At 49.0% G+C, this 26,538-nt stretch carries 22 protein-coding genes; 12 read left to right on the forward strand and 10 right to left on the reverse strand.

Features of this window, described 5'->3' with window-relative positions; translation table 11 throughout:
- Positions 1-31: 31 nt before the first annotated feature.
- The 3 genes from dmpG to mhpD all read right to left on the reverse strand — a co-directional run bounded on the left by dmpG (position 32) and on the right by mhpD (position 2,818).
- On the reverse strand, positions 32-1,051 hold the full coding sequence (gene dmpG, locus AC0L4K_RS04240; RefSeq protein WP_473268323.1) for a 4-hydroxy-2-oxovalerate aldolase: 1,020 nt from the start codon (positions 1,049-1,051) through the stop codon (positions 32-34).
- Between the two features lie 15 nt (positions 1,052-1,066).
- Positions 1,067-1,975: an acetaldehyde dehydrogenase (acetylating) gene (locus tag AC0L4K_RS04245; RefSeq protein ID WP_473268324.1), complete on the reverse strand. Its 909-nt coding sequence runs from the start codon at positions 1,973-1,975 to the stop codon at positions 1,067-1,069.
- A gap of 63 nt (positions 1,976-2,038) precedes the next feature.
- Entirely contained in the window at positions 2,039-2,818 is a 780-nt protein-coding gene (mhpD, locus tag AC0L4K_RS04250) for a 2-keto-4-pentenoate hydratase (protein ID WP_473268325.1), read from the reverse strand.
- A 356-nt stretch (positions 2,819-3,174) separates the two neighbouring features.
- Here mhpD and AC0L4K_RS04255 point away from each other — a divergent pair, with 356 nt between their 5' ends.
- From AC0L4K_RS04255 to AC0L4K_RS04270, 4 genes are all read left to right on the forward strand, one after another.
- Complete coding sequence (locus AC0L4K_RS04255) at positions 3,175-3,957, forward strand: DNA-binding transcriptional regulator (protein WP_417226198.1); 783 nt, start codon at positions 3,175-3,177, stop codon at positions 3,955-3,957.
- Between the two features lie 508 nt (positions 3,958-4,465).
- Positions 4,466-5,404, forward strand: coding sequence for an AEC family transporter (locus tag AC0L4K_RS04260; RefSeq protein ID WP_417226196.1), 939 nt, complete (start codon positions 4,466-4,468; stop codon positions 5,402-5,404).
- A 149-nt stretch (positions 5,405-5,553) separates the two neighbouring features.
- A complete protein-coding gene (locus AC0L4K_RS04265; RefSeq protein ID WP_473268326.1) occupies positions 5,554-6,483 on the forward strand; it encodes an ABC transporter ATP-binding protein in 930 nt (309 codons plus the stop codon).
- A 1-nt stretch (position 6,484) separates the two neighbouring features.
- Positions 6,485-7,246, forward strand: a complete 762-nt coding sequence (locus tag AC0L4K_RS04270) for an ABC transporter permease (RefSeq protein ID WP_417226192.1) — start codon at positions 6,485-6,487, stop codon at positions 7,244-7,246.
- A gap of 20 nt (positions 7,247-7,266) precedes the next feature.
- On the opposite strand, the gene amt is transcribed toward AC0L4K_RS04270, so the two are convergent.
- Positions 7,267-10,320: an ammonium transporter gene (gene amt / locus AC0L4K_RS04275; protein WP_473268327.1), complete on the reverse strand. Its 3,054-nt coding sequence runs from the start codon at positions 10,318-10,320 to the stop codon at positions 7,267-7,269.
- A 248-nt stretch (positions 10,321-10,568) separates the two neighbouring features.
- Here amt and AC0L4K_RS04280 point away from each other — a divergent pair, with 248 nt between their 5' ends.
- Complete coding sequence (locus AC0L4K_RS04280) at positions 10,569-10,709, forward strand: hypothetical protein (protein ID WP_473268328.1); 141 nt, start codon at positions 10,569-10,571, stop codon at positions 10,707-10,709.
- A gap of 196 nt (positions 10,710-10,905) precedes the next feature.
- Here AC0L4K_RS04280 and AC0L4K_RS04285 read toward each other — a convergent pair whose 3' ends face one another.
- The 3 genes from AC0L4K_RS04285 to AC0L4K_RS04295 all read right to left on the reverse strand — a co-directional run bounded on the left by AC0L4K_RS04285 (position 10,906) and on the right by AC0L4K_RS04295 (position 15,139).
- On the reverse strand, positions 10,906-11,130 hold the full coding sequence (locus AC0L4K_RS04285) for a hypothetical protein (RefSeq protein WP_473268329.1): 225 nt from the start codon (positions 11,128-11,130) through the stop codon (positions 10,906-10,908).
- 400 nt (positions 11,131-11,530) lie between these two features.
- Entirely contained in the window at positions 11,531-12,235 is a 705-nt protein-coding gene (locus AC0L4K_RS04290; protein ID WP_473268330.1) for a response regulator transcription factor, read from the reverse strand.
- 36 nt (positions 12,236-12,271) lie between these two features.
- On the reverse strand, positions 12,272-15,139 hold the full coding sequence (locus tag AC0L4K_RS04295; protein WP_473268332.1) for a cache domain-containing protein: 2,868 nt from the start codon (positions 15,137-15,139) through the stop codon (positions 12,272-12,274).
- Positions 15,140-15,593: 454 nt separating this feature from the next.
- Between AC0L4K_RS04295 and AC0L4K_RS04300 the strand changes: the two genes are divergently transcribed.
- Together AC0L4K_RS04300 and AC0L4K_RS04305 are read left to right on the forward strand one after the other, a co-directional pair.
- Positions 15,594-17,228 carry an acyl-CoA synthetase gene (locus tag AC0L4K_RS04300; RefSeq protein ID WP_473268333.1) on the forward strand — a complete coding sequence of 545 codons (1,635 nt, stop codon included), beginning with the start codon at positions 15,594-15,596 and terminating at the stop codon, positions 17,226-17,228.
- 63 nt (positions 17,229-17,291) lie between these two features.
- Positions 17,292-17,738 carry a hypothetical protein gene (locus AC0L4K_RS04305; protein ID WP_417226180.1) on the forward strand — a complete coding sequence of 149 codons (447 nt, stop codon included), beginning with the start codon at positions 17,292-17,294 and terminating at the stop codon, positions 17,736-17,738.
- A gap of 339 nt (positions 17,739-18,077) precedes the next feature.
- Here the strand turns inward: AC0L4K_RS04305 and AC0L4K_RS04310 are convergent, their stop codons facing one another.
- Positions 18,078-19,088 (reverse strand): AraC family transcriptional regulator, encoded by a 1,011-nt coding sequence (locus AC0L4K_RS04310; RefSeq protein WP_417226178.1) that lies wholly within the window; start codon positions 19,086-19,088, stop codon positions 18,078-18,080.
- Positions 19,089-19,281: 193 nt separating this feature from the next.
- Between AC0L4K_RS04310 and AC0L4K_RS04315 the strand changes: the two genes are divergently transcribed.
- The 5 genes from AC0L4K_RS04315 to AC0L4K_RS04335 are packed head-to-tail and all read left to right on the forward strand — an operon-like array spanning position 19,282 to position 24,417.
- Positions 19,282-20,031: an electron transfer flavoprotein subunit beta/FixA family protein gene (locus tag AC0L4K_RS04315; RefSeq protein WP_417226176.1), complete on the forward strand. Its 750-nt coding sequence runs from the start codon at positions 19,282-19,284 to the stop codon at positions 20,029-20,031.
- Between the two features lie 11 nt (positions 20,032-20,042).
- Complete coding sequence (locus tag AC0L4K_RS04320; RefSeq protein ID WP_473268334.1) at positions 20,043-20,972, forward strand: electron transfer flavoprotein subunit alpha/FixB family protein; 930 nt, start codon at positions 20,043-20,045, stop codon at positions 20,970-20,972.
- 26 nt (positions 20,973-20,998) lie between these two features.
- A complete protein-coding gene (locus AC0L4K_RS04325; RefSeq protein ID WP_473268335.1) occupies positions 20,999-21,277 on the forward strand; it encodes a hypothetical protein in 279 nt (92 codons plus the stop codon).
- A 41-nt stretch (positions 21,278-21,318) separates the two neighbouring features.
- Positions 21,319-22,743 carry an acyl-CoA dehydrogenase gene (locus AC0L4K_RS04330; RefSeq protein WP_473268336.1) on the forward strand — a complete coding sequence of 475 codons (1,425 nt, stop codon included), beginning with the start codon at positions 21,319-21,321 and terminating at the stop codon, positions 22,741-22,743.
- Positions 22,744-22,767: 24 nt separating this feature from the next.
- Positions 22,768-24,417, forward strand: a complete 1,650-nt coding sequence (locus AC0L4K_RS04335) for an electron transfer flavoprotein-ubiquinone oxidoreductase (RefSeq protein WP_417226170.1) — start codon at positions 22,768-22,770, stop codon at positions 24,415-24,417.
- Positions 24,418-24,602: 185 nt separating this feature from the next.
- Here the strand turns inward: AC0L4K_RS04335 and AC0L4K_RS04340 are convergent, their stop codons facing one another.
- Both AC0L4K_RS04340 and AC0L4K_RS04345 read right to left on the reverse strand, forming a co-directional pair.
- Positions 24,603-25,073: a DUF1294 domain-containing protein gene (locus AC0L4K_RS04340; protein WP_473268337.1), complete on the reverse strand. Its 471-nt coding sequence runs from the start codon at positions 25,071-25,073 to the stop codon at positions 24,603-24,605.
- Positions 25,074-25,515: 442 nt separating this feature from the next.
- Entirely contained in the window at positions 25,516-26,523 is a 1,008-nt protein-coding gene (locus AC0L4K_RS04345) for an MsnO8 family LLM class oxidoreductase (protein WP_417226156.1), read from the reverse strand.
- Positions 26,524-26,538 lie beyond the last annotated feature (15 nt).

Below are 26,538 nucleotides of genomic sequence, written 5' to 3' on the forward strand. Positions count from 1 at the left end.
AGCTTTACTGGGGCGTATTTAGTTAGCAGTGTTATTTCAGTTTTGACATTGATAGCGCCAAATCTTCAATCATATCTTCCTGCCCACCGACCGTGCCGCGACGGCCCAGCTCCACCAGTAGATCCCGAGCTTGAATGCCATACTTCGCCTCAGCGCGCTTGGCAAACAGTAGGAACGAGGAGTACACACCGGCATAACCCAGAGTCAGTGCATCTCGATCAACCCGAATGGGCTGATCCATCAATGGCACCACTAAGTCTTCCGCTACATCCATAATGCTGTAGAGGTCGATTCCATGATCCGCACCCATCCGATCAAGCACCGCTACCAGTACCTCCAAAGGGGTGTTACCGGCACCGGCCCCTAAGCCAGCCACCGAACCATCGATACGGATCGCACCGGCATCAATCGCCGCGAGTGAGTTAGCGATCGCCATGCCCATATTATGATGACCGTGGAAACCGACTTCAGTGGTTGGGTTCAGCTCGGCCCGCAGTAGACCGATTTTTTCAGTCACTTCATCCGGCAGCATATACCCGGCGGAATCGGTGCAGTAGATGCAGTTGGCGCCATAGGATTCCATCAGCCGCGCTTGTTCTAAAATCTTTTCTGGGCTGGCCATATGGGCCATCATCAGAAACCCGACCGTGTCCATTTCGAGCTTAGCGGCCAGGCCGATATGCTGCTCGGTAACATCCGCTTCAGTACAGTGGGCCGCGACACGAATGGTGTTCACGCCCATATCGTTGGCCATGCGCAGATGATCAACCGTGCCGATCCCGGGCAACAGCAGCGCTGATACTTTGGCGTTTTTCAGCTTTGGAATCACCGCACCGAGATACTCTTCATCACTGTGGGCCGGGAAACCGTAGTTAACCGATGCGCCACCGAGACCATCACCGTGGGTGACTTCGATCAGCGGCATACCCGCCGCATCTAAACCAGTTGCCACGGCAACCATCTGTTCCAGTGAGATCTGATGACGTTTAGCATGCATACCATCTCGCAGGCTCATGTCGTGGAGTACTACTTTTTTACCGTTCAAATTCATCTTCTTTTCCTCCACTTAGCCGCGGGCCGGCAGGGTGATATTGCCGTTGGCCGCTTCTTCAGCAAACATCTCAGCGGTACGCAGTCCGGCGGCAGTCATAATATCCAGATTGCCAGAGTATTTAGGCAGGTAATCACCCAGCCCTTCAACTTCCATAAACATGGACACTCGATTGCCATCAAAGACAGGGCCATTCACCAGACGGTAACCCGGCACATATTTCTGCACCTCTTTGACCATCGCTTGAACCGATGCGGTGATCGCCGCTTGATCGGGCTCACTTTCGGTCAGACAGTGGACAGTATCGCGCATCAACAGCGGTGGCTCGGCTGGGTTAATGATGATGATCGCTTTACCCTGCTTAGCGCCACCCACTTTTTCCACCGCGCTGGCGGTGGTGCGGGTAAACTCATCGATATTTTTACGGGTGCCGGGACCCGCTGATTTAGAGGAGACTGTGGCGATAATTTCGCCATACCCAACTGGTTGGACTTTAGATACCGCCGCGACCATCGGAATTGTCGCTTGGCCACCACAGGTCACCATATTGACGTTCATCTCTAACTCTTTCGCGTGCTGTACCAGATTCACCGGTGGCACACAGAACGGGCCGATCGCAGCGGGTGTTAGATCGATCATGATCACCCCCAGCTCGTTCAGCTTGCGGCTGTTCTCTGCATGGACATAAGCCGAGGTGGCATCAAAGGCAACCCGAATATCATCTTCAATAATGTGGGCCAGCAAACCATCAACGCCTTCAGCGGTGGTTTTGATGCCCATCTCTTTGGCCCGTTTTAGACCGTCGGATTCAGGGTCGATACCGACCATCCAAACCGGTTCGATCCAGTCGGAGCGTTTCATTTTCATGAGCAAATCGGTGCCGATATTACCCGGCCCAATAATGACTGCTTTTAGTTTTTTCATAGGGAATATCTTTAACTCATTAATGTGTAAATTTCTGGATACAGCGCTTTGGCGCTAAGGCCGCTAGCTGAATTGAGTGCTGACGCGGCCAATATCGCTGATACGCACTTCAAATTGATCACCGGGTTCAACGGTGACCATCGGTCCGAGTGCGCCGGTCAGCACGATATCGCCGGCTTTAAGTGGTTGGCCGAGCTTGCTCAGGGTGCGTGCCAGCCAAACGGCGGCATTGAAGGGGTGGCCTAGGCATTCATTACCGCTACCCGATGAGACCTCAGTTCCATTGCGGGTCATCGTCATACGGATCTGTGCCAGATCAATACCGCCCTGCCAGCGGGTTGCATCCCCGAGGACAAAGGCGCCACTGGAGGCATTATCAGCAACAGTATCGACAAAACGGATGTTCCAATCGCTGATTCGGCTACCAACCACTTCAATCGCGGGCAGTAACCAGCCTGTGGCATCGATTAAATCCGCAAAGGTGGTATCCGGTTCGGGTAAGTCCTTGGTCAAGATTAAGGCGAGTTCGGCCTCGACTTTGGCTTGCATAACACTGGCAAAGGGAATGGTTTGATGGTCGCCATAGCACATATCAGCGAATAGCGTACCGAAGTCGGGTTGGTCCACCCCTAGCTGCTGTTGCACCTTGATGTTTGTGAGACCTATTTTACGCCCGACAATGCGGCGTCCTGAGAGGCAGGCGTGATCAGTATTCATTTTCTGAATTTGATAGGCTGCATGGGCATCGTCTTCACCAATCAACTCCCGGATTGGGGCAATCGATTTGTTATCGCGTTCCGCTTGGCGTAAGTTTTTTGCGATGAGATCCAGGTCAATCGACATTAATTTAATCCTCAGAGTCGTATGACTGAATGATATTCAGTCAGGTAGTTAGACAGACTTTCATTTTTGACACAGTGAGTCGGCGTTACAAAATGGCTTGGTATGCGATCAGCGCTATTTAAATGGATTTGCTTTTGCACGGGTGACGTTAAAAAAGTAACAACAAAGAGGGCCAGCAAGAAAAAGTAGACAGCGATGATAAGATCCATTTTTCGAGCCCCTATTATTAATAGGTATTATTTTTTATGACTTATTATGTGGCGTCAGTATAAAAAAATGACCTAGCAGGCTACAATTAAAAACTGTTGTTGCGTGCACTAAGTGCACTGCTTTGGTTGTGCTAAGGATAAAAAAAGATGCAAACTGAAGAGTCTGGTCAATATAAACAAGTGCGGGGTCTTAGCCGGGGCTTAGCGCTGTTACAGCTATTAAATCGGGCCCATGGCGGCGCTAAAATTCGTGATTTAGCACAATGGAGTGGGATTCATCGAACCACCGTGCGGCGTATCTTGGAAACCTTAGTGGCGGAAGGCTATGTACGGCGTAGCCCCTCTGATGACAGTTATCAACTGACCATTAATGTGAGGCAACTCAGTGATGGCTTTCAGGATGCGCAATGGATATCCCAACTGGCGGCACCGTTGCTAGGGCGGCTGTTGCAGAAAGTTATCTGGCCGACCGATATTTGCACGCTAGACGGAGATGCCATGGTCATCAGGGAAACCACCCACCGCTTTAGTAAGTTATCGTTCCATCGGGATATGGTTGGCAGACGTTTACCCTTATTAATGACGGCCACGGGACGCGCTTATATTAGTTATTGCCCGGAAGATGAGCGGCATGAGATTCTGACGCGCTTACAGCAACAGGAAGATCGTCAGGGCCGTTATGCTAATGATGAAGATTATGTTCGTCGAGTGCTGCGTCAAACTCGAGAGCAGGGCTATGGTGCGAATAATCAGGATTGGGGAGATGAAGGCAACATTGCAGCGATTGCCCGGCCGATTATGCGAGGGGATGAGGTGCTTGGCTGTCTTAATCTGGTTTATATCGCAAAAGCGATGAGCACTGAAAAAGCGGCCAAAAAATATCTGACTAAAATGAATGATGTTATTCAGGAAATTGAAGAACAGCTATAAAACCCCTAGACCAATCGTAGTTTTTAATCACTATTAAAATTTGATAATGGTTTGATAGCAATGAGGTTGTTCAGTTGATCAATAACCTCATCGGCCATTAATGTTGCCAAAAGTCTAATATGATTCGCTTGAATCTAGCTGCATCTTCTCATTGGGCCCAATGACCACCTTTGTTGAACGCATGCAGCTGCGTATTGGGGAAGCCTCGAATCAGCTTTAAACCGAGCCAGCACGCTGTAGAGGGTAATGACGCTGTTTCAGGATGGGCGCCGTGTAGTGAGCGAGGTAGTATTGATGCAGTAAAAAATAGCTTTTTCGTGCACTGAGTGCACAATCTGTCAATTTAAAAGATGACGGTATAGGGTCGCTCTCGGCGCGATTTATGTTGTTTTTATTGCGGGGTTTAGCGGTGTGAGGCTTGCATACTAGAGGGGTATAGCAGTATGTTAGCTGCCTTGAAATATTTGACATGTTCCGTGTATAGCCCTTTTTTGGTATCTAAATCACTATGTTAACGATGATCGGTATTACCGCCCCTATTTTCTTGTTGATCTTGGTTGGCAATATTGCCGTGCGCACTGGGATCATTCCGAGGGAATCTTTACCGGGCATGAGCAGCTTTGTATTGTATCTCGCGTTGCCAGTGCTGATCTTCCATAAACTGACACAGATGGATATGGGGCAGATCGTCGATAGTCAGTATTTAATGGTCTATGCCGTCGCCGGTGTTGGATCATTTTTAGCGGTATTTTTTATTAGCCGAATGGTCCGTGGGGACAGTCTTAGTTTCGCCGGATTGAAGGGCATGGGCGGCGCGATGCCCAACAGTGTATTTATCGGTTTTCCAGTGGCGTTACAGTATTTTGATCAGCCCCCAACTCAGGCATTGGTGATGTGTCTGTTGGTGGAAAATATCGTCTTATTCCCGTTAGCATTAGCGTTTATGGAAGCCCGTGAAGACCAGGGGGCAGACCTGAAAAAACTGCTAGTGACAGTCGCGCTACGGTTGATTAAAAACCCGATCATTATTGCCGTGATCAGCGGTATTTTAGTGTCTTTGATTGGCTTTCAATTACCACAGTTTCTTGATCGGGCGATGCAAATCTTGAATGGTTCTGCGGCACCAATGGCGTTGATTATTATCGGGGCTTCTTTGGCCGGTGCGAAGGTGACCGCCAGCTTAAAAGAGGTTAGCCTGATTGCGTTCTGTAAGTTGTTGTTACAGCCGATTATTGCCTTATTATTGGTGATTTTTGTGGTGCCGGATATGGACCATAACTTAAAGCAAGCGGTGGTGATCTTTTCGGCCTCACCGATGCTGAGTGTCTACCCGATTTTCGGTAGTAAATATGGCCACCAGGTATTCTGTTCAGGGGTGTTACTGATTACCACGGGGTTGGCGTTTTTCAGCGTGACCTTGATGTTGAGTTTGTTGACGTTGGTATAAGTATGACGGCGGAGTCCTGGCTGATTGTATTCAGGCCGTTCTTATTGTCGAACCCGTATCGTTTTGTTGTTAAATCTCCCCCTTAATCACTATAGTCTTAACCGCTCAGCAGTTATTATGTGGCTCTTATCTGATTCAGAGGGTTTATCATGCCATCCATTATCCGCGTGAGCGGGCTGACCAAAACCTATGCGTCCGGTTTTACTGCGCTGCAGGGGATCGACTTGGATATTCACCAAGGAGAGATCTTTGCCTTGTTGGGGCCTAATGGGGCGGGTAAAACAACCCTGATCAGTATTATCTGTGGTATTAGTAGTCCATCTGAAGGTTCGGTCTTGGCCGATGGTTTTGATATCGTCAAGGATTATCGCGCAGCCCGCAGTAAGATCGGCTTAGTACCGCAAGAGCTCTGTAGTGACGCTTTTGAAAATGTTTGGTCGGCGGTGAATTTTAGTCGCGGTCTGTTCGGTAAACCCGCCAACCCTCAATATATCGAAAAACTGCTGCGCCAGTTGTCCCTTTGGGATAAGAAAGATGCCCAGATGCGTGAGCTATCGGGAGGCATGAAACGTCGGGTGATGATCGCCAAAGCGTTGTCCCATGAACCCGATATTCTGTTTCTCGATGAGCCCACCGCCGGAGTCGATGTCGAGTTGCGTAAAGATATGTGGCAGATGGTGCGCGAACTGCGGGAGCAGGGCGTGACGATTATTCTTACTACCCACTATATCGAAGAAGCAGAAGAGATGGCCGATCGGATCGGGGTGATCCGTAAAGGTAAGATTCTGTTGGTTGAAGAGAAGCAGGCGCTGATGGATAAGCTCGGCAGTAAGCAGTTGAGTATTCGTCTGCAACAGCCGATCAGTGAGATCCCGGTGGAATTAGCGGAGTTTAATCTGCAGCTGGATCAGGATGGCAGTAATCTATCCTACTGCTATGACAGCCGTCAGGACGGCGACAGTATCGCTCGATTATTACGTAAGCTGACGGCTCAGGGGTTGGAAATTCGTGATCTTAATTCCAGTGAAAGCTCGCTAGAGGATATCTTTGTTAGCTTGGTTCATGAGAAGGAGCAGTAAGATGAATCTGTATGCAATTCGGGCGATCTATAAGTTTGAGATGGCGCGCACCTTTCGTACTTTAATGCAGAGTATCGCTTCGCCGGTGTTATCCACATCCCTCTATTTTATTGTTTTTGGCACCGCGATTGGCTCGCGGATGGGAAATATCGATGGCATCAGCTACGGTGCCTTTATTATTCCCGGGCTGGTGATGTTATCGCTGTTGAGTGAGAGTATCTCCAATGCCTCCTTTGGTATTTTCTTCCCTAAGTTTTCTGGCACCATTTATGAGGTGTTGTCTGCTCCGGTATCGTCGATGGAAATTGTTATCGGCTATGTCGGTGCGGCGGCGACTAAATCGGTCACCCTCGGTTTATTGATTCTTTTGACGGCTCAGATTTTTGTTGATTATCATATCCAGCACCCCTTTTGGATGTTGGCTTTTTTGATCCTGACGGCCATCACCTTTAGCTTGTTCGGTTTTATTATTGGTATTTGGGCCGATGACTTTCAGAAACTGCAGGTGATCCCCTTGATGGTGGTTACGCCGCTGACCTTTCTAGGTGGCGCGTTCTACTCGATCAGTATGTTGCCACAGCCTTGGCAAACCCTGACGCTGTTTAATCCTGTGGTTTATCTTATCAGCGGTTTTCGTTGGGCTTTCTATGGTGTGGCGGATGTGAATGTTGCGGTTAGCTTGGGAATGACGTTGGTATTTTTGTTGATCTGTCTGACCACGGTTTGGTGGATCTTTCGTACCGGTTATCGTATCCGAACTTAACTGAATGTTTTTCGGCCTGCTCAGGCAGGACTGTTTGCGGCAGGCATCATGACCAGTGCGGCCACTTCGTCAGCGTTGATCGCTTTGCTGAAGTAGAAGCCTTGATAAACATCGCAACCCTGAAAGCCCAGAAAGGATAACTGGGCTTGATTTTCGACGCCCTCGGCGACAATTTCTAGCTCGAGGCTCTTGGCCAAACTGATAATAGCCTTACAGATTGCGGCATCATCCCGGTTTGAATAGCACTCGCGGACAAAGGCGCGGTCAATTTTTAAGATATCCACCGGAAACTTTTTCAAATAGCTAAGGGATGAATAACCGGTACCAAAATCATCAATCGCCAGTTTGATGTGAATCTTCTTTAACGCCTGCATGGCATTGATGCTTTCTTCACTATTGCCCGTTAACGCCCCCTCGGTGATTTCGACTTCGATCAGCTCAGGGTCAAGGTTATGTTCGGTAAGGCAGCCTTCAAGAAAGGGCACGAGGGTTGGTGAATGTAAGTGGTAGCCCGAGATATTCACGGCAACCGGTAGGTTGATGCCCGCTTGGCGCCAGTGAGCCAGTTGTTGCGTGACCTGTGAGATAACCCATTCGCCGACCGTGATAATCAGCCCGGTGTTTTCAATAACGGGGATAAATTCGGCCGGGGAGACAAAACCATGTTCGGGATGTTGCCACCTTAGCAGGGCTTCAAAGCCGACAATCTTGTTACTGACACAGCAGACTTTCGGTTGGTACTGTAGATACAGTTGGTGATTGAGCATCGCATTGGGTAGTTCGTTTTCTATCCACGAGTGCAGTTGAGCTTCCTGTTCCATCTGCGGAAGAAAGAGGCTATAGGTGTTGCGGCCATTGCTTTTGGCCTGATACATCGCTAGGTCGGCATGTTGCAATAAGCGGTCGGCATTTACCTCGCCGTCAACCGAGATAGCAATGCCGATACTGGTGAGAACGGTCAGAGCATTATCGAGCAGGGTGATTGGGTCGCGCATAACCTTGAGTATTTCATTAGCTTTTTTGCTGGCCGCTTGTTCGTCGAGTTGACCGGATAAGACGACGACAAATTCATCGCCGCCCCAGCGCGCTACCAAATCTGAGTCGCGGATAATGGTTTTTAAACGGGCCGCGACTTCACGCAGTAAGATATCCCCAGCATTGTGACCTAATGTATCGTTGATGCGTTTAAACTGGTCGAGATCCAAAAACATTAACACCACACTGCCGGTATGCTCTTTATGTTTAGCGATCAGCCGTTCAAGGGTTCGCATCAGGTAGGTGCGGTTATACAGCCCTGTCAGAGGGTCGTTATAGGCGAGTAATTTAAGTCGGTTTTGCAACTTCACCTGTTTGGTTATATCGCGGATATGCAGGGTATATTGTTTTCGATGGGCGTTCAGGTCGGTGGTTTGAGTGACCACAATCTCTGCTGGAAAGGTTTCTTTGTCATAGCGGGTTAAGTTACAAATGTTATGCCGTTTAAGCACTAACCCTTCGCCCATGGTAAAGCCCTGAGACAGGCTTTTGAGCGCTTTAGCTCGGGGCTCGTCTTCCATAAAGAGCTGGAAGAAATGCTCGCCGAGAACCATCCCGGCGGTGATGCCAAAGCATTGCTCGGCGGCTGGATTAAAGGTAACTATGTGAGCCTGTTCGTTGATGGTAATAATGCAATCCATCGCCGCTTCAAGGATCGCGCCATTACGATATTCGCTTTCTTTGAAGGCATTAAAGGCTCGGTCGCGCTCTTGGATCTCCTGCTGTACCTTGTCGATCACGCGATTATATTCCTGTGCGATCTGGCCGACTTCGGTAAAGGGCTCCACTGGTACTGGAGAGGAGTAATCAGATTGGATCTGTTGTTGATTCATGGCGGTTAACAGGTCAAACACTTCGGTGGTGACTCGGTGTTCAGAGACATTCAGCCCATTCATTTCGGCCTCTGAAGAGACTCTTAAGCGGTAGACCTTGTTAGCTAAACTTAGCGCAATGAAGGCGGTTAAAAAGCTATATAGGCCGATCACAATGATGCCGATAAATTGCGTGGTTAACTGTTCTGGCTTAGTTAAGCCTGTATCGAGCAGGACGGGATCGCCAAATAGGGCGACCGCGATAGTGCCCCAGATACCGGCAAACAGGTGAACCGGAATAACGCCGATGGCATCATCCAACTTGAAATATTCCAACAGGTTGCTGCTATAGACGACGATAATACCGGCAATGCCGCCAATCATCGCGGCATCGACTACCGATACGACATGGCAGTTTGCGGTTATCGCCACCAGTCCACCGAGTACGCCGTTGATAATCTGTGAAATATCAATATAGCCATCGCTCATATATTTGATAACGATGGCGGCAATACCGCCCCAAAAGGCGGCTAAGCAGGTGTTTAATAGAATGCCTGGCACGGCATCGGTCCACGCTAGAGTACTGCCACCATTAAAGCCAAACCAGCCAAACCAGATCAATAATGCGCCGAGCATCGCGATGGGGATATTACTGCCGGGAATATGTCGTTTATCCTGATTGAAGCGTCCAATACGCGGACCGATGACAATGATCGCTGCCAGTGCTACCCAGCCGCCTACCGAGTGCACGACGGTTGAACCGGCAAAGTCAACAAAGCCTGAGACGGCTAACCAACCAGCAGCTGCGCCATTGATCAGGCCTCCCCAAGCCCAGTGGCCAACAACAGGATAAATAAGCAGGCTGATAATCACCGTGGTAATGATATAGCCGGGGTAGCTCATACGTTCTGCGACTGCACCGGAAACGAGCGTGGCTGCAGTGCCACAAAACATCATCTGGAAGAGAAAAATACTGAGTTGTAACGGGGAGGCGCTGTCGCCAAAGAAAAAACTGCCGGTACCGATTAAGCCGTTATAGCTGTCACCAAACATCAAGGCAAAGCCAAAGGCCCAGAAAAGGGTGCTGGATATAATAAAATCAGTGATATTTTTCGCGGCTACGTTGATGCTGTTTTTGCTGCGAACCAAGCCGCTTTCGAGACATAAAAAGCCAGCCTGCATCACAAACACCAACATGGCGCCAAACAGTATCCAGAATATGTTCATGGTCGAGGCCTACTTCGATTGTCAGGGTGTGAGTGAACGCCCAGCTCTAAGCCATAAAACTCGATGCAAGTCACCAGCAGGGATGCAGCGGAGCTATTTGATAGTTTTGCCGTCAATGGACATTGTCTGTAACGCTAATGGATCGAGATCCATGAGATCTGGTTAAAATATTGACAGAAGCGCGGGGTAAAATCTAGCCATAGAGCTAAAGCACCGGCACGAGTTGCTCAGTTTGAGGATGAAATGCCATGTGTGACAGGTTAATGCCTATGGCGCTGAAGACGTTGAGCGAGGCCGCTGCGGTATTTTGGGGCTATTTATCGGCGCATATTGGCTGGTTTAGTTCTATCGGTTGCGTTGGTCGAGGGTTAAGCCATAAGCCTTGGTGATGCTTTGGGCCTATTGGGCTGACGTTGCAAGGGGGTGGAAAAGCTGGAATGCGATGTAGAGTAGAGTCGCAAAAGGTAATGTTGCAAAAGCAGAGTGAAAACAGGAAGGATCAGTGACGGTGATGAGTCGATATTAATGCAGCGAGGCCTGATGCGGTGCGGTGATCAGGCTTTGCTGCATAATAACAGGCATTGTTTAATGTCCGTATAGTGATTCAAGGTTTGGCGTGCGTTTTACGTTGAAACGTTTTGCGATAGCGGCAAACAGAGAAACCAGTTGTTGCTTTCTAGCAGCACGTTTTTCAGCAATACGCATCTGTTCCATTTCGCGGGCCATACGCATAAAGTATTCGCGCTCAGATTCAGGATGGTTTTGAGTCTGTTTGTTGTAAAGGTCGATATAGTAGTAAGTGGTTAACATGGGTCTATTCCAATATACGCACTGTTTTAGTGCTTCTCGGATGCAGCCAATTCTAATTTGCATCCTGTTAGGGCGTTATTAATCTACGCGCGCAGATTATCCAGAATAGGCTGATGAGACAAAGTATTGTTTTTCATCTAAATGGTTAGTTTTTCTAATCTATCGTGGAAGTTGTTGATTCGCTTGAAACTTGTTATTGCCAGCTATAGGGGGAATGTAGAGAAGGTTGTTTGTTTTTTAGGCTAAGTTATATTTTTCAGTGGACAGATAAATCAGTGGATGATTTTGTTGTTTTTTTGCACTGAATTGGGGCTGTGATAACGAATGACTTGAGTGCGTGTAGCCTTATCACTTTATTGATCGACCTCAACGGCTTGAAGTCGATTTGCTGATCAATAGATTAGCTATGCCAACTGACATCGGTGGTGAGGATATAACCTACGCCATAGATGGTCTTGATGATCTCGGGGTTTTTGGGGTCCCGCTCAATTTTCTTTCGCACGCGTGACATTCGTACATCAATACTACGATCAAAAGGGCCTGCACTGTCCCCCATGAGTTGATCTCGTGAGAGGATAGTTTTTGGTGCTTTGAGCAACTTGATTAGTAGTTCGTGTTCCGCCGAGCTTAATTCGGCTTGCTGTCCTTCGGTGCCACTGAGGCTGAGGGTTTTCGGGTCGTAATGCCAATTGGCAAACTGGGCAACCCGGGTTTCGCTGTGGGGTTGGGCTTCTGTGGTGATGCGACGCACTAAACTATTAACCCGTGCCACCAGTTCGCGGGGGATAAAGGGTTTCACAATATAGTCATCGGCTCCAAGCTCTAGCCCCAGCACTTTGTCGGGTACACTATTGCGGCCAGAGAGAATCATGATGCCGATACTATGAAGCTCGCAGAGCTGTTTAACCAACTCCATGCCGTCCATATCGGGCAGGCCGAGATCGATTATACAAAGTACTGGTGGGCGAAGGCGTATCGCATGGCTGGCCTGTGCCCCGGTACTAAAGCTGCGTACATCGTAGCCAAACTGTTCCAGCTCGTGGCTGACTAATTGGCAGATATCCTGCTCATCATCGATGACGTAGATGGTTTTCGGGTTACTCACATATGTCTCCGTATTCACAAAGAGTCCGCTGGACTGCTATACGTGCGGTGATCTCTTGTTGCTATCCTGAAATTCCTTTTTCAAGGCAGCTAAATCAAAAGGTTTACTTAATAAGGAGAAGGCCGGGTTTATCGGTTTCTCTTGACTCTGCAGGTAGGAATATCCACTGATCAGAATGATCCTGCAATGACTATTTTGTTGATGCAGCCAGTTAGCCAGCTCAATACCGTTTAGCACACCTGGCAACATCACATCGGACACCAAACCATATAGGGTCGGTAGGAGCGGGATGAGACGCTGGGCTTCTTCGCCGCTATGGGTATCGATCACATCGAAGTTGAGGTCAAGCAACTGCTGGCGGACGATCGCACGGACATCCGGGTCGTCTTCCACTAGACAGACCAGCTTGCGATGATCATCGCTCGATGGCGTCTCGCTGTGCGGGTTAACGGTGTTATTGGGTATCGCAGGCGTTGCCTTTTGCGCCGGCAGTAATAGCGTCACGCTGGCGCCCTGATCCAGATTATTCTGAATGCTGATATAACCGTTCGACTGCTTTACAAAGCCGTATACCATGCTTAATCCAAGGCCTGACCCGGTGCCATTAGTTTTACTGGTGAAGAAGGGCTCAAAGCATTGTGCTAGTGCCTGACCGCTAAAGCCTGATCCACTATCTTGCATGCGGATTTCACAATAGTGTCCAGGGGCCACGGCTTCGTCCATGACCAGTGGCTCAGTGACCTCGATACTTTGTGTGATGACATTCAGATCACCACCCTCCGGCATCGCATCCCGAGCATTAAATGCCAGATTAACCAGTGCATCTTCGAGCCGACTTGGATCGGCAAAAGGCCACCACTCATGAGTATGGTTATGCAGTTGAATGTGGATCTTCGCCGGCAGCGAGCTGGTCAGTAGTTCAATGGTATCGGATAACAGTTGTTCGAGGTTGATCAGCATGGGCGAGAGCGGCTGTCGTCGGGAGAAGGATAATAGTCGGCTAGTAATATCGGCGCCCCGCCGGGTGGCCCGAATAGCGGGTTCGAGATAGTGATGTAGTTGATCGTCCTCGGCATAACGGTCACCGACGGAGTGGAGGTTACCGAGGATGATGGTGAGAAGGTTATTGAAATCATGGGCTAGCCCGCCGGCCATCTGACCGACGGCATTCATACGCTGCGCTTCGTTTAACTGCCGCTCGGCATCTTTCTCGGTCGTGATATCGAATGTCAAAATAAGAATGCCGTTGACCTCATGAACCTGATTAAAACAGGGGATGAGTGTACGTTTGCAGATCATCGGTTGCTGATCGTAAATTTCGCTATATTCGCCGGCGCTAGGTTGGCCCTGTTGGGCTTCGTTTAGCTGCCACTGGATATCGCTGAAACGGGTCTTACCAATCACCTCGATTAACCGTCGATTAATCATGGCGGCTTTGTCCTGTTGATAGGTTTCGGCAAATAATTGGTTAACAAATAAAATGTTCAGTTGCGGGTCGAGGTAGGCGATCTGCGCGGGTAGGGCATCGAGAATCTGTCGTTGACGCTGTTCTGATTCGCTCAGAGCCTCTTTCGCTTGGGTCATTGAGGCGGAGGTGAGCATGAGCTGCTGGTTTTTCTCGGCCAGCGCGTGGGTGCGCTGGGCCACTTTGCTGTCGAGGTTATTAATAGAATCTCGTAAGCGTTCAACCATGGTGTCGAAGGCCTGGGCTAACACGCCGACTTCATCATCACGACGAATACCGCTGGTGGCGGATAAGTCGCCGTTTGATACCCGCACTGCCGTGTCTGCCAGTCGTTTAATCGGTTGGCTGATCCATTGGCTGAAGAGCAGCATCAGTAGTAGGGCGACAAAAAGAGCGATCACGGCGATGGTAATAATTCGTTCGGCGAGCAGCTCGGCACTGCTGCGTAGTTCATCAACATAGACTGACGAGCAGATATACCAGTCGAAGCCCGGCAGATAGCGTACCAGCGAGAGTTTTTCGTATTGATAGTTGCCGGGGTCGTCTGGCCTATCCCATTTGTAATACAGCTCTTGGCCGGTATCCGCCATCCGTATTAGATCTTCTGCGATGGCGTTGCCGGTGACTGGGTTGGTTAATTCGGGGAAATTGCTGCCGGCGATATTGGCGTTGGGGTGAATCAACATATTGGTTTTGGCATCAAAGACAAACAGGTAGCCGGTAGAGGCTATCTTAATCTCTTCGATACCGGCCCGTAATTCCTCTAAGGCTTCATGGCGGATGCGTTCGATATCGGCCTCCAGATCATCGAGGTAAACGCCGGAGCCAATTACAAAGCCCCACTGGGGGTAGTGTTTAACAAAGGAGACTTTATCGAGAGATTTCTGTGAATCAAGTCGGTGCCACTTGTATTGGTAAAACCCTTCGCCTTGATTTAGGGCTAAATTGATGACTTCATAGACATCTGAAAGGCCGTCAGTACGGCGTAGGTCGCCGGTATCTTGTCCCTGATAGCGGGGGTCTGGATGAGATATCAGGATGCCATTATAGTCGGCGACCCAAATATAGTCATTTTCGCCATATTTAAAGTTCTTTAACTGCCCTAGCACCTGTTGGCGTGCTTGTGCTGCGCTCATACCTCTGTCGATGGCCTGCTGTAGTGAGCTTTCATAGAACGAACCGGCCAGATCAACCACGGTTTGTAGCTGTTTTTTGTGGGACTCCAGCGCCTGGCTTCGGTATTTCTCGGTATCGGCATACATCTTATTCGCCAGCGAGAAGACGCTGTTCAGGGCGATACCACTGGCATTACGCTCAATCTCAAAGACTTTTTTCTTGATCACGGGCACTGAATAAAAATACACCGTGGTAAAAATCATCGAGATGATAATTAACAAGGTGATAAAAAAGCGTTGCATCAGTTTAGATCTGAAAAGCATAGAGGTCGTCTTATCAGGCAGTGTGTTGGGCTATTCTAAAGGAAATACGGGCGACTCAGATAGCTTGTTACATTTTGTTATATTTCAGACAAATTGTAGCAATACTTAAGGCTTTAACTATGCCACAAACACACAAAAAATAGTGTGGCACATAACAATAATAAAGCTGACCGATAACTTAAGGTCGAATGAGAGTAAAGATGCCTCCCTTATATCCACAGCACGATTGTCATGCCAATTTGTTACTTTGGCTTGGCGGGCGTCCTCTGTTTCTGGGTAATACTCCTGCTGTTTCGTGTTATTTATCCTTTCCGTTATAACGGTATCGGTTCGCTTTATCGTACCTAGATTTAACCGGAATGGGCCGCTGATGTGGCTTATTTGACCGCGCCTACCGCGTGCCAGACGGGTTTGCCATAGGGTAGCCAGTCGATAATAAGTACAGGGAATAGCAATGTCTGCACAATCGAATGTTTATAATCAGTCACTGGGGCAAAACCAAGCGAACTTTATTGCACTGAGTCCACTGAGTTTTCTTGAGCGCACCGCTAAAATTTACCCCCATCGCACCGCGACGGTATACGGTGCCGTGCGTCGAAACTGGGCTGAAACCTATCAACGTTGCTGTCAATTGGCCAGCGCATTGACTCGCCGTGGTATCACCCGTGGTGATACCGTGTCGATTATTGCACCCAATCTACCCGAGCATTTTGAAGCTCATTTCGGTGTGCCAATGAGTGGTGCGGTATTGAATTCGATCAATACCCGTCTTGATGCTGAAGCGATCGCTTTTGTTCTGCAACACGCGGAAACTAAAGTGTTGATTACCGAGCGTGAATTTTCCACCGTAGTGAATAAAGCCCTGAAAATGATCGGTAAAAAGATCCTCGTGATCGATATCGATGACCCCACCTATGATGAAGGTGAGCTGATCGGTGAATTGACCTATGAAGACTTTTTGGCTGAAGGTGATGTTAATTTCACTGGGCTGAAACCCGAAGATGAGTGGGATGCCATCACATTGAACTATACCTCTGGCACCACTGGTGACCCAAAAGGTGTGGTTTATCATCATCGTGGCGCCTATCTAAATGCCGTCAGTAACATTGTTTCGTGGGATATGGGCCATCATCCGGTTTATCTGTGGACGTTACCGATGTTCCATTGCAATGGCTGGTGTTTCCCTTGGACCATCGCCGCGGCAGCCGGTACTAGCGTCAGCTTGCGTCATGTGCGTGCGGATAAGATTTTTGAGCAAATAAAAACGCAACAGGTTAACCATTTCTGTGGTGCGCCAATTGTCTTGAATATGCTGAATTCCTCTCCCGCCGAGATGAAAGCAGGCATCGATCATGAAGTTAAAGTCATGGTGGCAGGTGCTGCGCCACCGGCGTCTGTGATTCAGGGGATGGAAGAGTTAGGTTTCAAAGTCACCCATGTGTATGGTCTGACGGAAACCTATGGTCCATCGGTGCTGTGTGCCTGGCATGAAGAGTGGGATCAGTATGATGAAACGAAAAAAGCGCGCCTGAAATCCCGTCAGGGGGTGCGTGCACCGATGTTGGATGGTTTGATGGTAGCTGATCCAGATACCCTTGAGCCAGTCCCTCAGGATGGCGAAACCATCGGTGAGATCTTTATGCAGGGTAATCTTGTGATGAAAGGCTATCTGAAAAACCCATCGACCACCGATGAAGCATTCAAAGGGGGCTGGTTCCATTCAGGCGATCTGGCGGTGTGGCATGAGGATGGCTATATCGAAATTAAAGACCGTTCCAAAGATGTCATTATTTCTGGTGGTGAAAACATTTCCAGTATTGAAATTGAAGATGTGTTGTACCGTCATCCGAAAATTCAGGATGCCGCCGTTGTCGCCCGCCCAGATGAAAAATGGGGTGAAACGCCCTGTGCATTTATTACCGCCACTGATGGTGAGGTCGTGACCGAGCAGGAGATTATTGATTTCTGTCGTGAAAACATGGCTCATTTCAAAACCCCTAAACGGGTGGTTGTGGGCGATCTGCCAAAAACCTCTACCGGTAAAATCCAGAAGTTTTTGTTGCGTAACAAAGCTAAAGATCTGAAATAACCGTCTACGTGTTCAAGGGTCAACGCTGACCCTTGATTTTTTAGGTTGGACGGGAGAATAATAATGCAGATCACCGTCATACTGACGCCGGACGCCGTTGATGAATCTCGCTTGCTGAGTCGACAGGCTTGGGCGAGTATCAATGAAGCGCTCAAATTAAGGCGGAGTGGTCAGGCCGATCAAGTGAGAGTTGTCGTAATAGGACAGTCTCTCGATGAGTCTCAAGGGAGAATATTGCAGCGTCAAAGCGTAGATTGCCGAGTGGTACGAGAGGTTGATATTAATTTAGGACCGATGGAGCTGGTCGAGCTATTCATTGACGTTATTCGCGTCGATCACCCCGATCTGATTTTTATTGCCCGCCGAGAAGAGGGGAGTCCCTGTTCGTTAGGTAATTTATTGGCCGAGTTACTGCATCTAAGACAACCTGAGGCGCTGTATTCCGATCATGAGCGGACGCTGGTAATTCGTGAAATTGGCAGTGGCATGCATAGGGTGCGTGTCGCTTAGTTCGCGGCTTTCATACCCTTGTCGTCGCTCGCCAAACAAGGCTGAGCGTGATTGTCGGAGTATTTATCGTGATCTTGTAAGTTAAGCGCGCTATAAAAAAACCGGCTCTGCCTAGGCAGAACCGGTCGGAAATATTGGTTCGCAGGGTAGGAACCAACTCGCTAACAACAAACCAAAACTATCTTGGCTAGCTAAGGGTGCAATAGATTATGGTTTCTCACGGCTGATTTGACGATAGCATTTGGAGTCAGTGTTTTGTTTTAATCGGACAGTCAGCACAGAGGCTTATCCATGACGAGTATCAATGTTGACTACCGTGGTAGAAGCGTAAACTTAATATCAACCCTTTGATTTACGATAGGTGCTAGGGGAGATACCGGTCCAGTGCTTAAATGCCCGCGTGAAGGCGGCTGATTCTGCAAAGCCGAGCATTCTGGCAATACGCGAGATCGGCAGATTGGGTTGGCTGAGTAGGTGAATCGCCTCGTCTCGGCGCACACTGTCTTTTAGTTCTTGAAAGCTGGTGCCCTCTTCATCAAGCTTACGGCGAAGGGTGCGGGTGGTGGTGTGAATTTGGCCGGCGATATCTTCCATGCTGGTATCAGCCATAGAATCGGAACTTTCTAGATAATCGATCACCTTACGGGTGTAAACTGGATAGTAGGATTGTCGCTTAAACCAGTCTAAGGGGGCCCGGCGAAGATAGCTACTGAGGTTTTGTTGGGTTTGCACTACCGGCGCGCTGAGGATCGAACGGTCAAATGAAAAGCTATTGTTCGGCTGATCATAGACCGCAGGGCAGGGAAACATCAGCCGATATTCCTCAAAGTGGGCCGGTTTTGAATGACGAAAGGACACCTGCTTAAGTGGGATACGTTGACCGATCATCCAACTAGGGAAGCGGTGCCAGAGTAACAAGAGAAAATCGAGCAGTGCAAAATCGGGGTCTTTGCTCGGATCTGTCAGGGTCAGTGTAAAGGTGGCGGTGTCGCCGGCTTCGCTGAAGCTTAGGTGTGAAGCGGGCACCACTAAATTGTAAAAGTGAACCGCATGTTTATACACCTCTCTAAGATTGGTGCTGTGGATCACCAGTTTAGCCATCACCCCGAATACCCCATTACGGGACGGCTGACTGCCGAGGCAGAGATAATCATCATCGCCGTGCCGTTGAATAGACTGTACTAGTCGGCTCAACTGCATAGGTGTGATGCGGACTTCCTGGTTGCTCAACAGTTCGCGGTTGAGGCCGGATTCGAGCATCAGCTGTTGCTCATTAAGGCCTTTTAAACGGGCGCCTTTGAGCATGGCATTGGCAAAATGGATAGAAACTGAATGGTGGCTGTAGCTCATCTCAAGAGTCCGGCATCATTGTGATGACTGTCCTATAATGGTTTTGTTTTTCCGATATTAACAGACTTGTCCGAAATTGAACGGGTATGTGTGTCCGAAAATATCAACTTTAAGGCTTTTTTTGTTATTGTTGTTCTTTGCTTGCAGAGGCAAACTAGAACGCAATAAAACCTCAACATAAACAGTGAGTGCTATGAAAATACTTGTCCCGGTAAAACGTGTAATCGACTACAACGTGAAAGTACGTGTTAAGTCAGATAACAGCGATGTTGATCTGGCAAATGTTAAAATGGCGATGAACCCGTTCTGTGAAATCGCCGTTGAACAAGCCGTTCGCCTAAAAGAGGCGGGTGTCGCGAGTGAAGTAATCGTTGTTTCTATGGGCGATAAGAGCTGTCAGGAACAGATTCGTACTGCATTGGCGCTGGGCGCTGACCGCGGTATCCAGATCGAAACGGATACCTCACCTGACTCACTGTCAGCGGCTAAGTTGCTTAAAGCACTGGTGCAGGAAGAGCAGCCACAGCTGGTCATTATGGGCAAACAGTCCATTGATACGGATAACAACCAGACCGGCCAGATGCTAGCGGCATTGTTAGATTATCCACAGGGCACCTTTGTGTCTGAAATGAGTGTTGAAGGCGACAAGGTACAGATTACTCGAGAAATCGATGGTGGTTTGCAGAGCCTGGAACTGGATTTGCCAGCGATTGTAACGGTTGACCTGCGTCTTAACGATCCTCGTTACGCTTCATTGCCGAACATCATGAAAGCTAAGCGTAAGCCTCTGGCGGTGAAAACCCCAGCTGACTTGGGCGTTGAGCTGAACAACAAAGTGACCCTGGTGGCTGTGAATCCGCCAGCAGAGCGTCAAGCGGGTATTAAAGTGGCCTCGGTATCCGAGTTGGTAGATAAGCTGAAAAACGAAGCGAAGGTTCTTTAAGGAGACGACTGATGACTATTCTGGTAATTGCAGAACACGATAACAACGCACTTAAGCCTGTTACGCTGAATACTTTGGCTGCCGCACAAGAGATCGGTGGCGATATTGAGCTACTGGTAGCCGGTTTTAATTGTCAGGCTGTAGCTGATGCTGCTGCCGCGATCCCATCGGTTAGCAAAGTATTGCTGGCCGATAATGCTGCCTATGAACATGAACTGGCTGAGAATATCAGCAAATTAATCGTCGCATTGGTTAGCGGACACAGCCATATCCTAGCACCGGCGACCACTAACGGTAAAAACTATCTGCCACGGGTTGCGGCACTACTGGATGTTAATCAACTGTCCGATGTGATTGCTGTTGAATCCGCGGATACTTTCCAACGACCAATTTACGCCGGTAACGCGATTGCAACCGTTAAAAGCGATGATAGCGTTAAGCTGCTGACCATTCGTGGCACTGCGTTTGAAGCGGTTGGCGCTGAAGGTGGTAGTGCGGCTGTCGAAACCGTCGCCGAAGTGTCTGATAACGGTAGTGTACGTTTTGTTAAAGAAGAGTTAGCAAAATCGGATCGCCCAGAGTTGACCGCTGCATCAGTGATTGTTGCCGGTGGTCGAGGTATGGGTAACGCTGAAAACTTCGATATGCTGTATGGTCTGGCGGATAAGATGGGTGGCGCAGTGGGTGCTTCACGTGCAGCCGTTGATGCGGGCTTTGTGCCTAACGATCTGCAAGTGGGTCAAACTGGTAAAGTGGTTGCGCCGGATCTGTATATCGCGGTCGGTATCTCCGGTGCTATTCAGCATTTGGCGGGTATGAAAGATTCAAAAGTAATAGTGGCAATCAACAAGGATGAAGAAGCGCCAATCTTCTCTGTTGCTGATTATGGACTGGTCGCCGATCTGTTTGAGGCGCTGCCGGAACTGTCTGCCCAGATCTGAAAAATGGAAAACTACAGGTAACGATCATGAACGATTATAAGCACCCCCTTACCGACGTCGAATTTGTACTGAATGAACTGGTTAAGTTTGATGAGCTTTGTGCCGCTGCTGGACTAGAAGATGTTAATGCCGAATTAGCGTCAGTGATTTTGACCGAAGCCGGTAAACTCGGCACGGGCGTCTTAGCGCCACTCAACCGCACCGGTGATGAAGTTCACCCGGTGATTGTTGATAACGGCGTCCAAGAGACAAAGGGTTTCGCCGACGCCTATCAGGCGTATGTTGAGGGGGCTGGGCCACACTAACAGCAGCCGAGGAGTTTGGTGGACAAAATCTACCCAATGTTTTGGGCACTGCCGTCAATGAAGTGTGGCAAACGTCTAACCTGTCGTTTGCCCTTTGCCCGCTGTTAAGTCAGGGGGCTATTGAATCCATAAGTCATCACGGTAGTGATGAACTGAAAGAAAATTTTCTGCCAAAACTGGTGAGCGGTGAATGGACCGGCACTATGAACCTGACCGAAGCGGGTGCGGGTACTGATCTGGCCGCTGTTAGCACTAAAGCGGTGCCTAATGGCGACCATTATCTGATTACCGGCCAGAAGATCTTTATCACTTGGGGCGATCATCAGATGACAGATAATGTTATCCATCTGGTGCTAGCTCGTCTGCCGGGTGCTCCGGCTGGTGTGAAGGGTATCTCGTTGTTTATCGTGCCTAAATTCCTGTTGGATGGAAACGGTAACCCGGCTGATCGTAACGATGTTTACGCGGTGTCGCTGGAACACAAAATGGGTATCCACGGTAGCCCTACCTGCGTCATGAGCTTCGGCGATAATGGTGGTGCAGTGGGTTATCTGGTGGGTGAAGAACATAACGGCCTCGCTTATATGTTCACCATGATGAACCATGCCCGTCAGGGGGTTGGTTTGCAGGGTTTAGGTGTATCTGAAGCCGCTTATCAGCTAGCCGTGCAATTCGCTAAAGACCGTATTCAGGGCACTAAAAAAGATGGAAGTCGTTATCCGATTATCCGTTTTGCCGATGTTCGTCGGATGCTGATGCAGATGAAATCCGGTACTGAAGCGATGCGCGCGCTCTGTCTTGTGGCTGCGGCTGAAGCCGATCGGAAAAATACGGCTCGTCAGGAACTATTGACCCCAATCGTTAAAGGTTGGGTGACCGAATTTGCTCAAGAATTAACCTCGCTGGGTATCCAGATCCACGGTGGCATGGGCTTTATCGAAGAAACCGGTGCCGCGCAGTATTATCGCGATGCCCGTATTCTGCCTATTTATGAAGGTACTACAGGGGTTCAAGCACTTGACTTGGTTGGCCGTAAAACGCTGATGAATGGTGGTGAATCACTGCAGTCACTCTTGGATGAAATGGCCGCTGATATCAGTGCCTTTGAAGCCCTAGGCGGTGACTTTACACTGGCAGCGCAGCAATGTCGCACCTCACTTGATAATGGTATTGCGGCCCGTCAGTGGTTACTGGATACTAAAGCGGATAGAAACGCATCGGCGAGTGCTTGTGTTAATTTTATGATGTTGTTTGGTTTCCTTTGCGGTGGTTGGTTGATGGCGAAGAGCGCAGTACAGGCACAAGCTAAACTAGCGGCTGGCGAAGGTGATCCTAAGTTCTTACAAGCCAAACTGATCAGTGCGCGGTTCTACTGTGAACACATGATGCCCCGCACCCAGTCCCTTCTCGCTTCTGTTATTGCCGGTGGTGAGAGTATTATGGCACTGGATGAAGAGCTGTTTTAATACCGGTAATCGAGGATAAGAATAATGCAAAGAGAATCGATGGAGTTTGACGTCGTCATCGTCGGTGCCGGACCGGCCGGATTGTCGACCGCCTGTCGCCTGATGCAACAGGCGAATGAGGCCGGCCAAGAGTTGATGGTCTGCGTGGTTGAAAAAAGCGCTGAAGTCGGTGGACATATTCTATCGGGTGCGGTGATTGAGTCGCGCGCCTTGGATGAGTTGTTCCCTGACTGGAAAGAGCAGGGTGCGCCGCTGAAAACCGAGGTCACCGAAGATCAGGTCTATCTGATGACCAGTGGCGAAAAGGCGATTAAACTGCCTAATCTCGTCGTGCCAAAAACCATGCATAACCACGGCAACTATATTGCCAGCGTAGCTAATCTAAGCCGTTGGTTAGGTGAGCAAGCAGAACAGCTGGGGGTTGAGATATTCCCAGGGTTTGCCGCGTCTCATATTATCTATGGCGATGATGGTCAGGTGGCTGGTATCGGTACGGGTGATATGGGCTTGGATGAAAAAGGTGAACAGAAAGATACCTATATGCCGGGTATGGATCTGTTGGCCAAGTACACGATTTTCTCCGAAGGTTGTCGTGGTCATCTAGGAAAAGAACTGTTAGCTAAGTTCGAACTCGATAAAGACGCCGATGCTCAGCATTACGGTATCGGTATCAAAGAGTTGTGGGATGTCCCTGCCGATAAACATCAGCCCGGTCTGGTGTTGCACGGTGCGGGTTGGCCACTGTCTGAAGCGAATGCTAGCGGTGGATTCTTCCTTTATCATGCGGAAGATTGTCAGGTTATGCTGGGGTTGATTACCGATTTGAACTATTCAAATCCACATCTGAGCCCGTTTGATGAGTTCCAGCGCTCGAAACACCATCCATTAATTGCTCAATACTTGGAAGGGGGTAAGCGGGTCTCTTACGGCGCCCGTGCAATCACCAAAGGCGGCTTTAATGCATTGCCTAAGATGAGCATGCCGGGTGGGTTGTTGCTGGGCTGTGATGCGGGCACGCTGAACTTTGCCAAAATCAAAGGCACGCATACTGCTATGAAAACCGGCATGATCGCGGCTGAAACGATTTTTGCTGCGTTAACCAGTGGCGATGAGGGCGGTAAAGATCTAACCGCCTACGGCGATAACTTCAAAAACTCATGGGTTTATGAAGAGTTGTATCGCACCCGTAACTTCGGCCCTGCGCTGCATAAATACGGCACCTTTATCGGTGGTGCGGTTAACTTTATTGACCAGAACCTGTTCGGTTTGCCGTTTACACTGCGTGATAATCATGAAGATTATGCACAGATGAAACTGGCCTCAGAATGTGCAACCATCAACTATCCTAAGCCGGATGGTGTGTTGAGCTTTGATAAGCCTTCGTCGGTATTTTTGTCGAATACCAATCATGAGGAAAATCAGCCCTGCCACCTCAAATTAAAAGATAGTAGCATTCCGCTGATGCAAAACCTGCCTAAGTTCGATGAACCGGCACAGCGTTATTGCCCTGCGGGGGTCTATGAAATATTGGATGATGCTGCGGGTGAAAAGGTATTCCAGATTAACAGTCAGAACTGTGTTCACTGTAAAACTTGTGATATCAAAGACCCTGCCCAGAATATTACCTGGGTGACACCGGAAGGTGGCGGTGGGCCGAATTATCCTAATATGTAGGTGCATCTAACACGAAAACGGGGCTATACGCCCCGTTTTTTTGTCTGGATTATAGAGAGTTCGCTACAAAGCATTTCGGTGGGCGGTATTACGGTCAATAGATGGCTGATGCAAAGTGTCCCGTTGATGGCCACTTTGCTCTATCTGCTCGGCTATGCATAGACTGCTAGAAACTAAGCATTGAGCTAACGATAGCGAAGCGGGCGTTTTATACGGAAGTGGGTGAAATAACGTATGTATTGCCTCGTCGTATATGGCATATCAGAGTAAGCAATATAACTGTCTAGTTTGAATATTTTCGCATGTAACCAGTCGGTGCCAGTGGCTGAGTGAAGCCAGCTAAAGGCTGAGATATTCAGCAGCAGGGTAAACCAAAAGGTGACTCGAAAGCTTTTCTTTTGGGTTTTATGCCGCAGGGTTTGCTGGGCGATAATCGCACCTGGCCAACCGCCCAGAAGTGCTAACAGATGCAGTCGGCTTTCCGGGGTGCGCCAAGCACCCTTTACCGCCGCTGATTTGTCTTTGTAATAGATCGCCAGAGTCAGCAGGCTGATACTGATAAACAGTGCTGGCAGCAGTAATGGCGTGTAACCGAAATAATAGGATAGTCCCAATAGTGGGATAAATATAAAGATGGGCAGGTAGTGTCTTTTCATCGGGTAAGTCTAGCAAAAGGGCGAGAGTGGCAATAGATAAACGCTGAGAGTAACCGCAAATTGGGTGTGACAATGCTGTTTTTAATTCAATTTTTTGATTATGACGGCTAACGGAGGGAAGTGTTAAGAGGTGATGTTGCAGGCTGGGAAACTAAAAATATCCAAGTCATAGCCGGGGGAGCTGAATCGGAGTATTAACTGTTTTGTGTTACCCAGCCTGCTGAAGCATAGTGTCAAAAGAAGGTGATATTTACAATTGATTTGACGCAATGTTTACCCATTTTGGGTAAAGGCGGCGGGCTGATGACGTGCTTGATGCGCGGGCTGTAGCGGCATGGGGGCGTTTTTGCGAGGGGTAGCGCTACGCGCTGGATTAGGGTGCGGTATTAGCGTCGATGGATGTAAATAAAGCATCCATCGACCTATCGTTTGTTAAACCGATTTAAAAGCCAGTTATTAACTGTGTGTAGCTATCGAGTCGGTCGGCTTGGCTATGGGTGACAGCTACCGTTGCAATTTCATCACAATCGAAGGCTTGGGCTAACTGAGTGATCTCCTCGCCACATTGTTCAGGGGTACCGACAGTATAACCATTGAGAATATGATCATATTGCGCCTGGTGGCTAGCAGAGAATGTCCGGTAGCGATCCTGAACTTCTGACGGGGTTAGAAAGGCTTCACGTAGCCCTAGTTGTGCCGCGAGTTTGCGGTACACCGCGGTACCTGCTCGGAGTTTAGCCTCCTCCTCTGTGGCAGCACAGATACAGGCGATAGCTAGCATTTTATTCGGTGTTTGCGGATGTCCGGCCTGTTGCCACTGTTGCAGGTATTCCTGGAAAATAGATGGGTGACAGTTATCGGGGTCGATAAAACGCGCCAGCGCAATGTTGTAGCCTAAATGTCCCGCCAACCCTGCACTGCCTCCGCTAGAACCGAGCATCCAGAGTTCCGGTTGTGGGCTGCTGTCAGGCAATACTTTTATTGCGCTGAACGGGTTATTGTCTGGCAGGTTTCCTTCGATAAAGCCTTTGAGCAGTTGTGCTTGATTGGCATACAAATCGCCATGTTGCGCCTGATGGGGGTAAGCCAGTGCTTGTGAGGTGAGGCCGGTACCACCGGGGGCACGGCCAATACCTAGGTCGATTCGTTCGGGAAACAGTGTAGCCATCATTTTAAAGCTTTCAGCGACTTTCAGTGGGCTGTAATGGCTAAGCATTACACCGCCGCTACCGACACGGATGTTTTTAGTCACACTGGCGATCGCCGCAACCATGATTTCCGGGCAAGGATTGGCAAAATGGATACTGTCATGGTGTTCGGCGACCCAGTAACGGTAATAGCCGAGTTGATCGCACAGTTGTGCTAATTCGATGGTAAGACGCGGGGCGTCGATGGCGGCATGGGAGCCGTGCACGGGTGACTGATCAACAACGGACAGTTTTATACTCATTAGAATCTCCTAGAA

The sequence above is a fragment of the Amphritea sp. GJ51-11 genome (genome assembly GCF_055808735.1).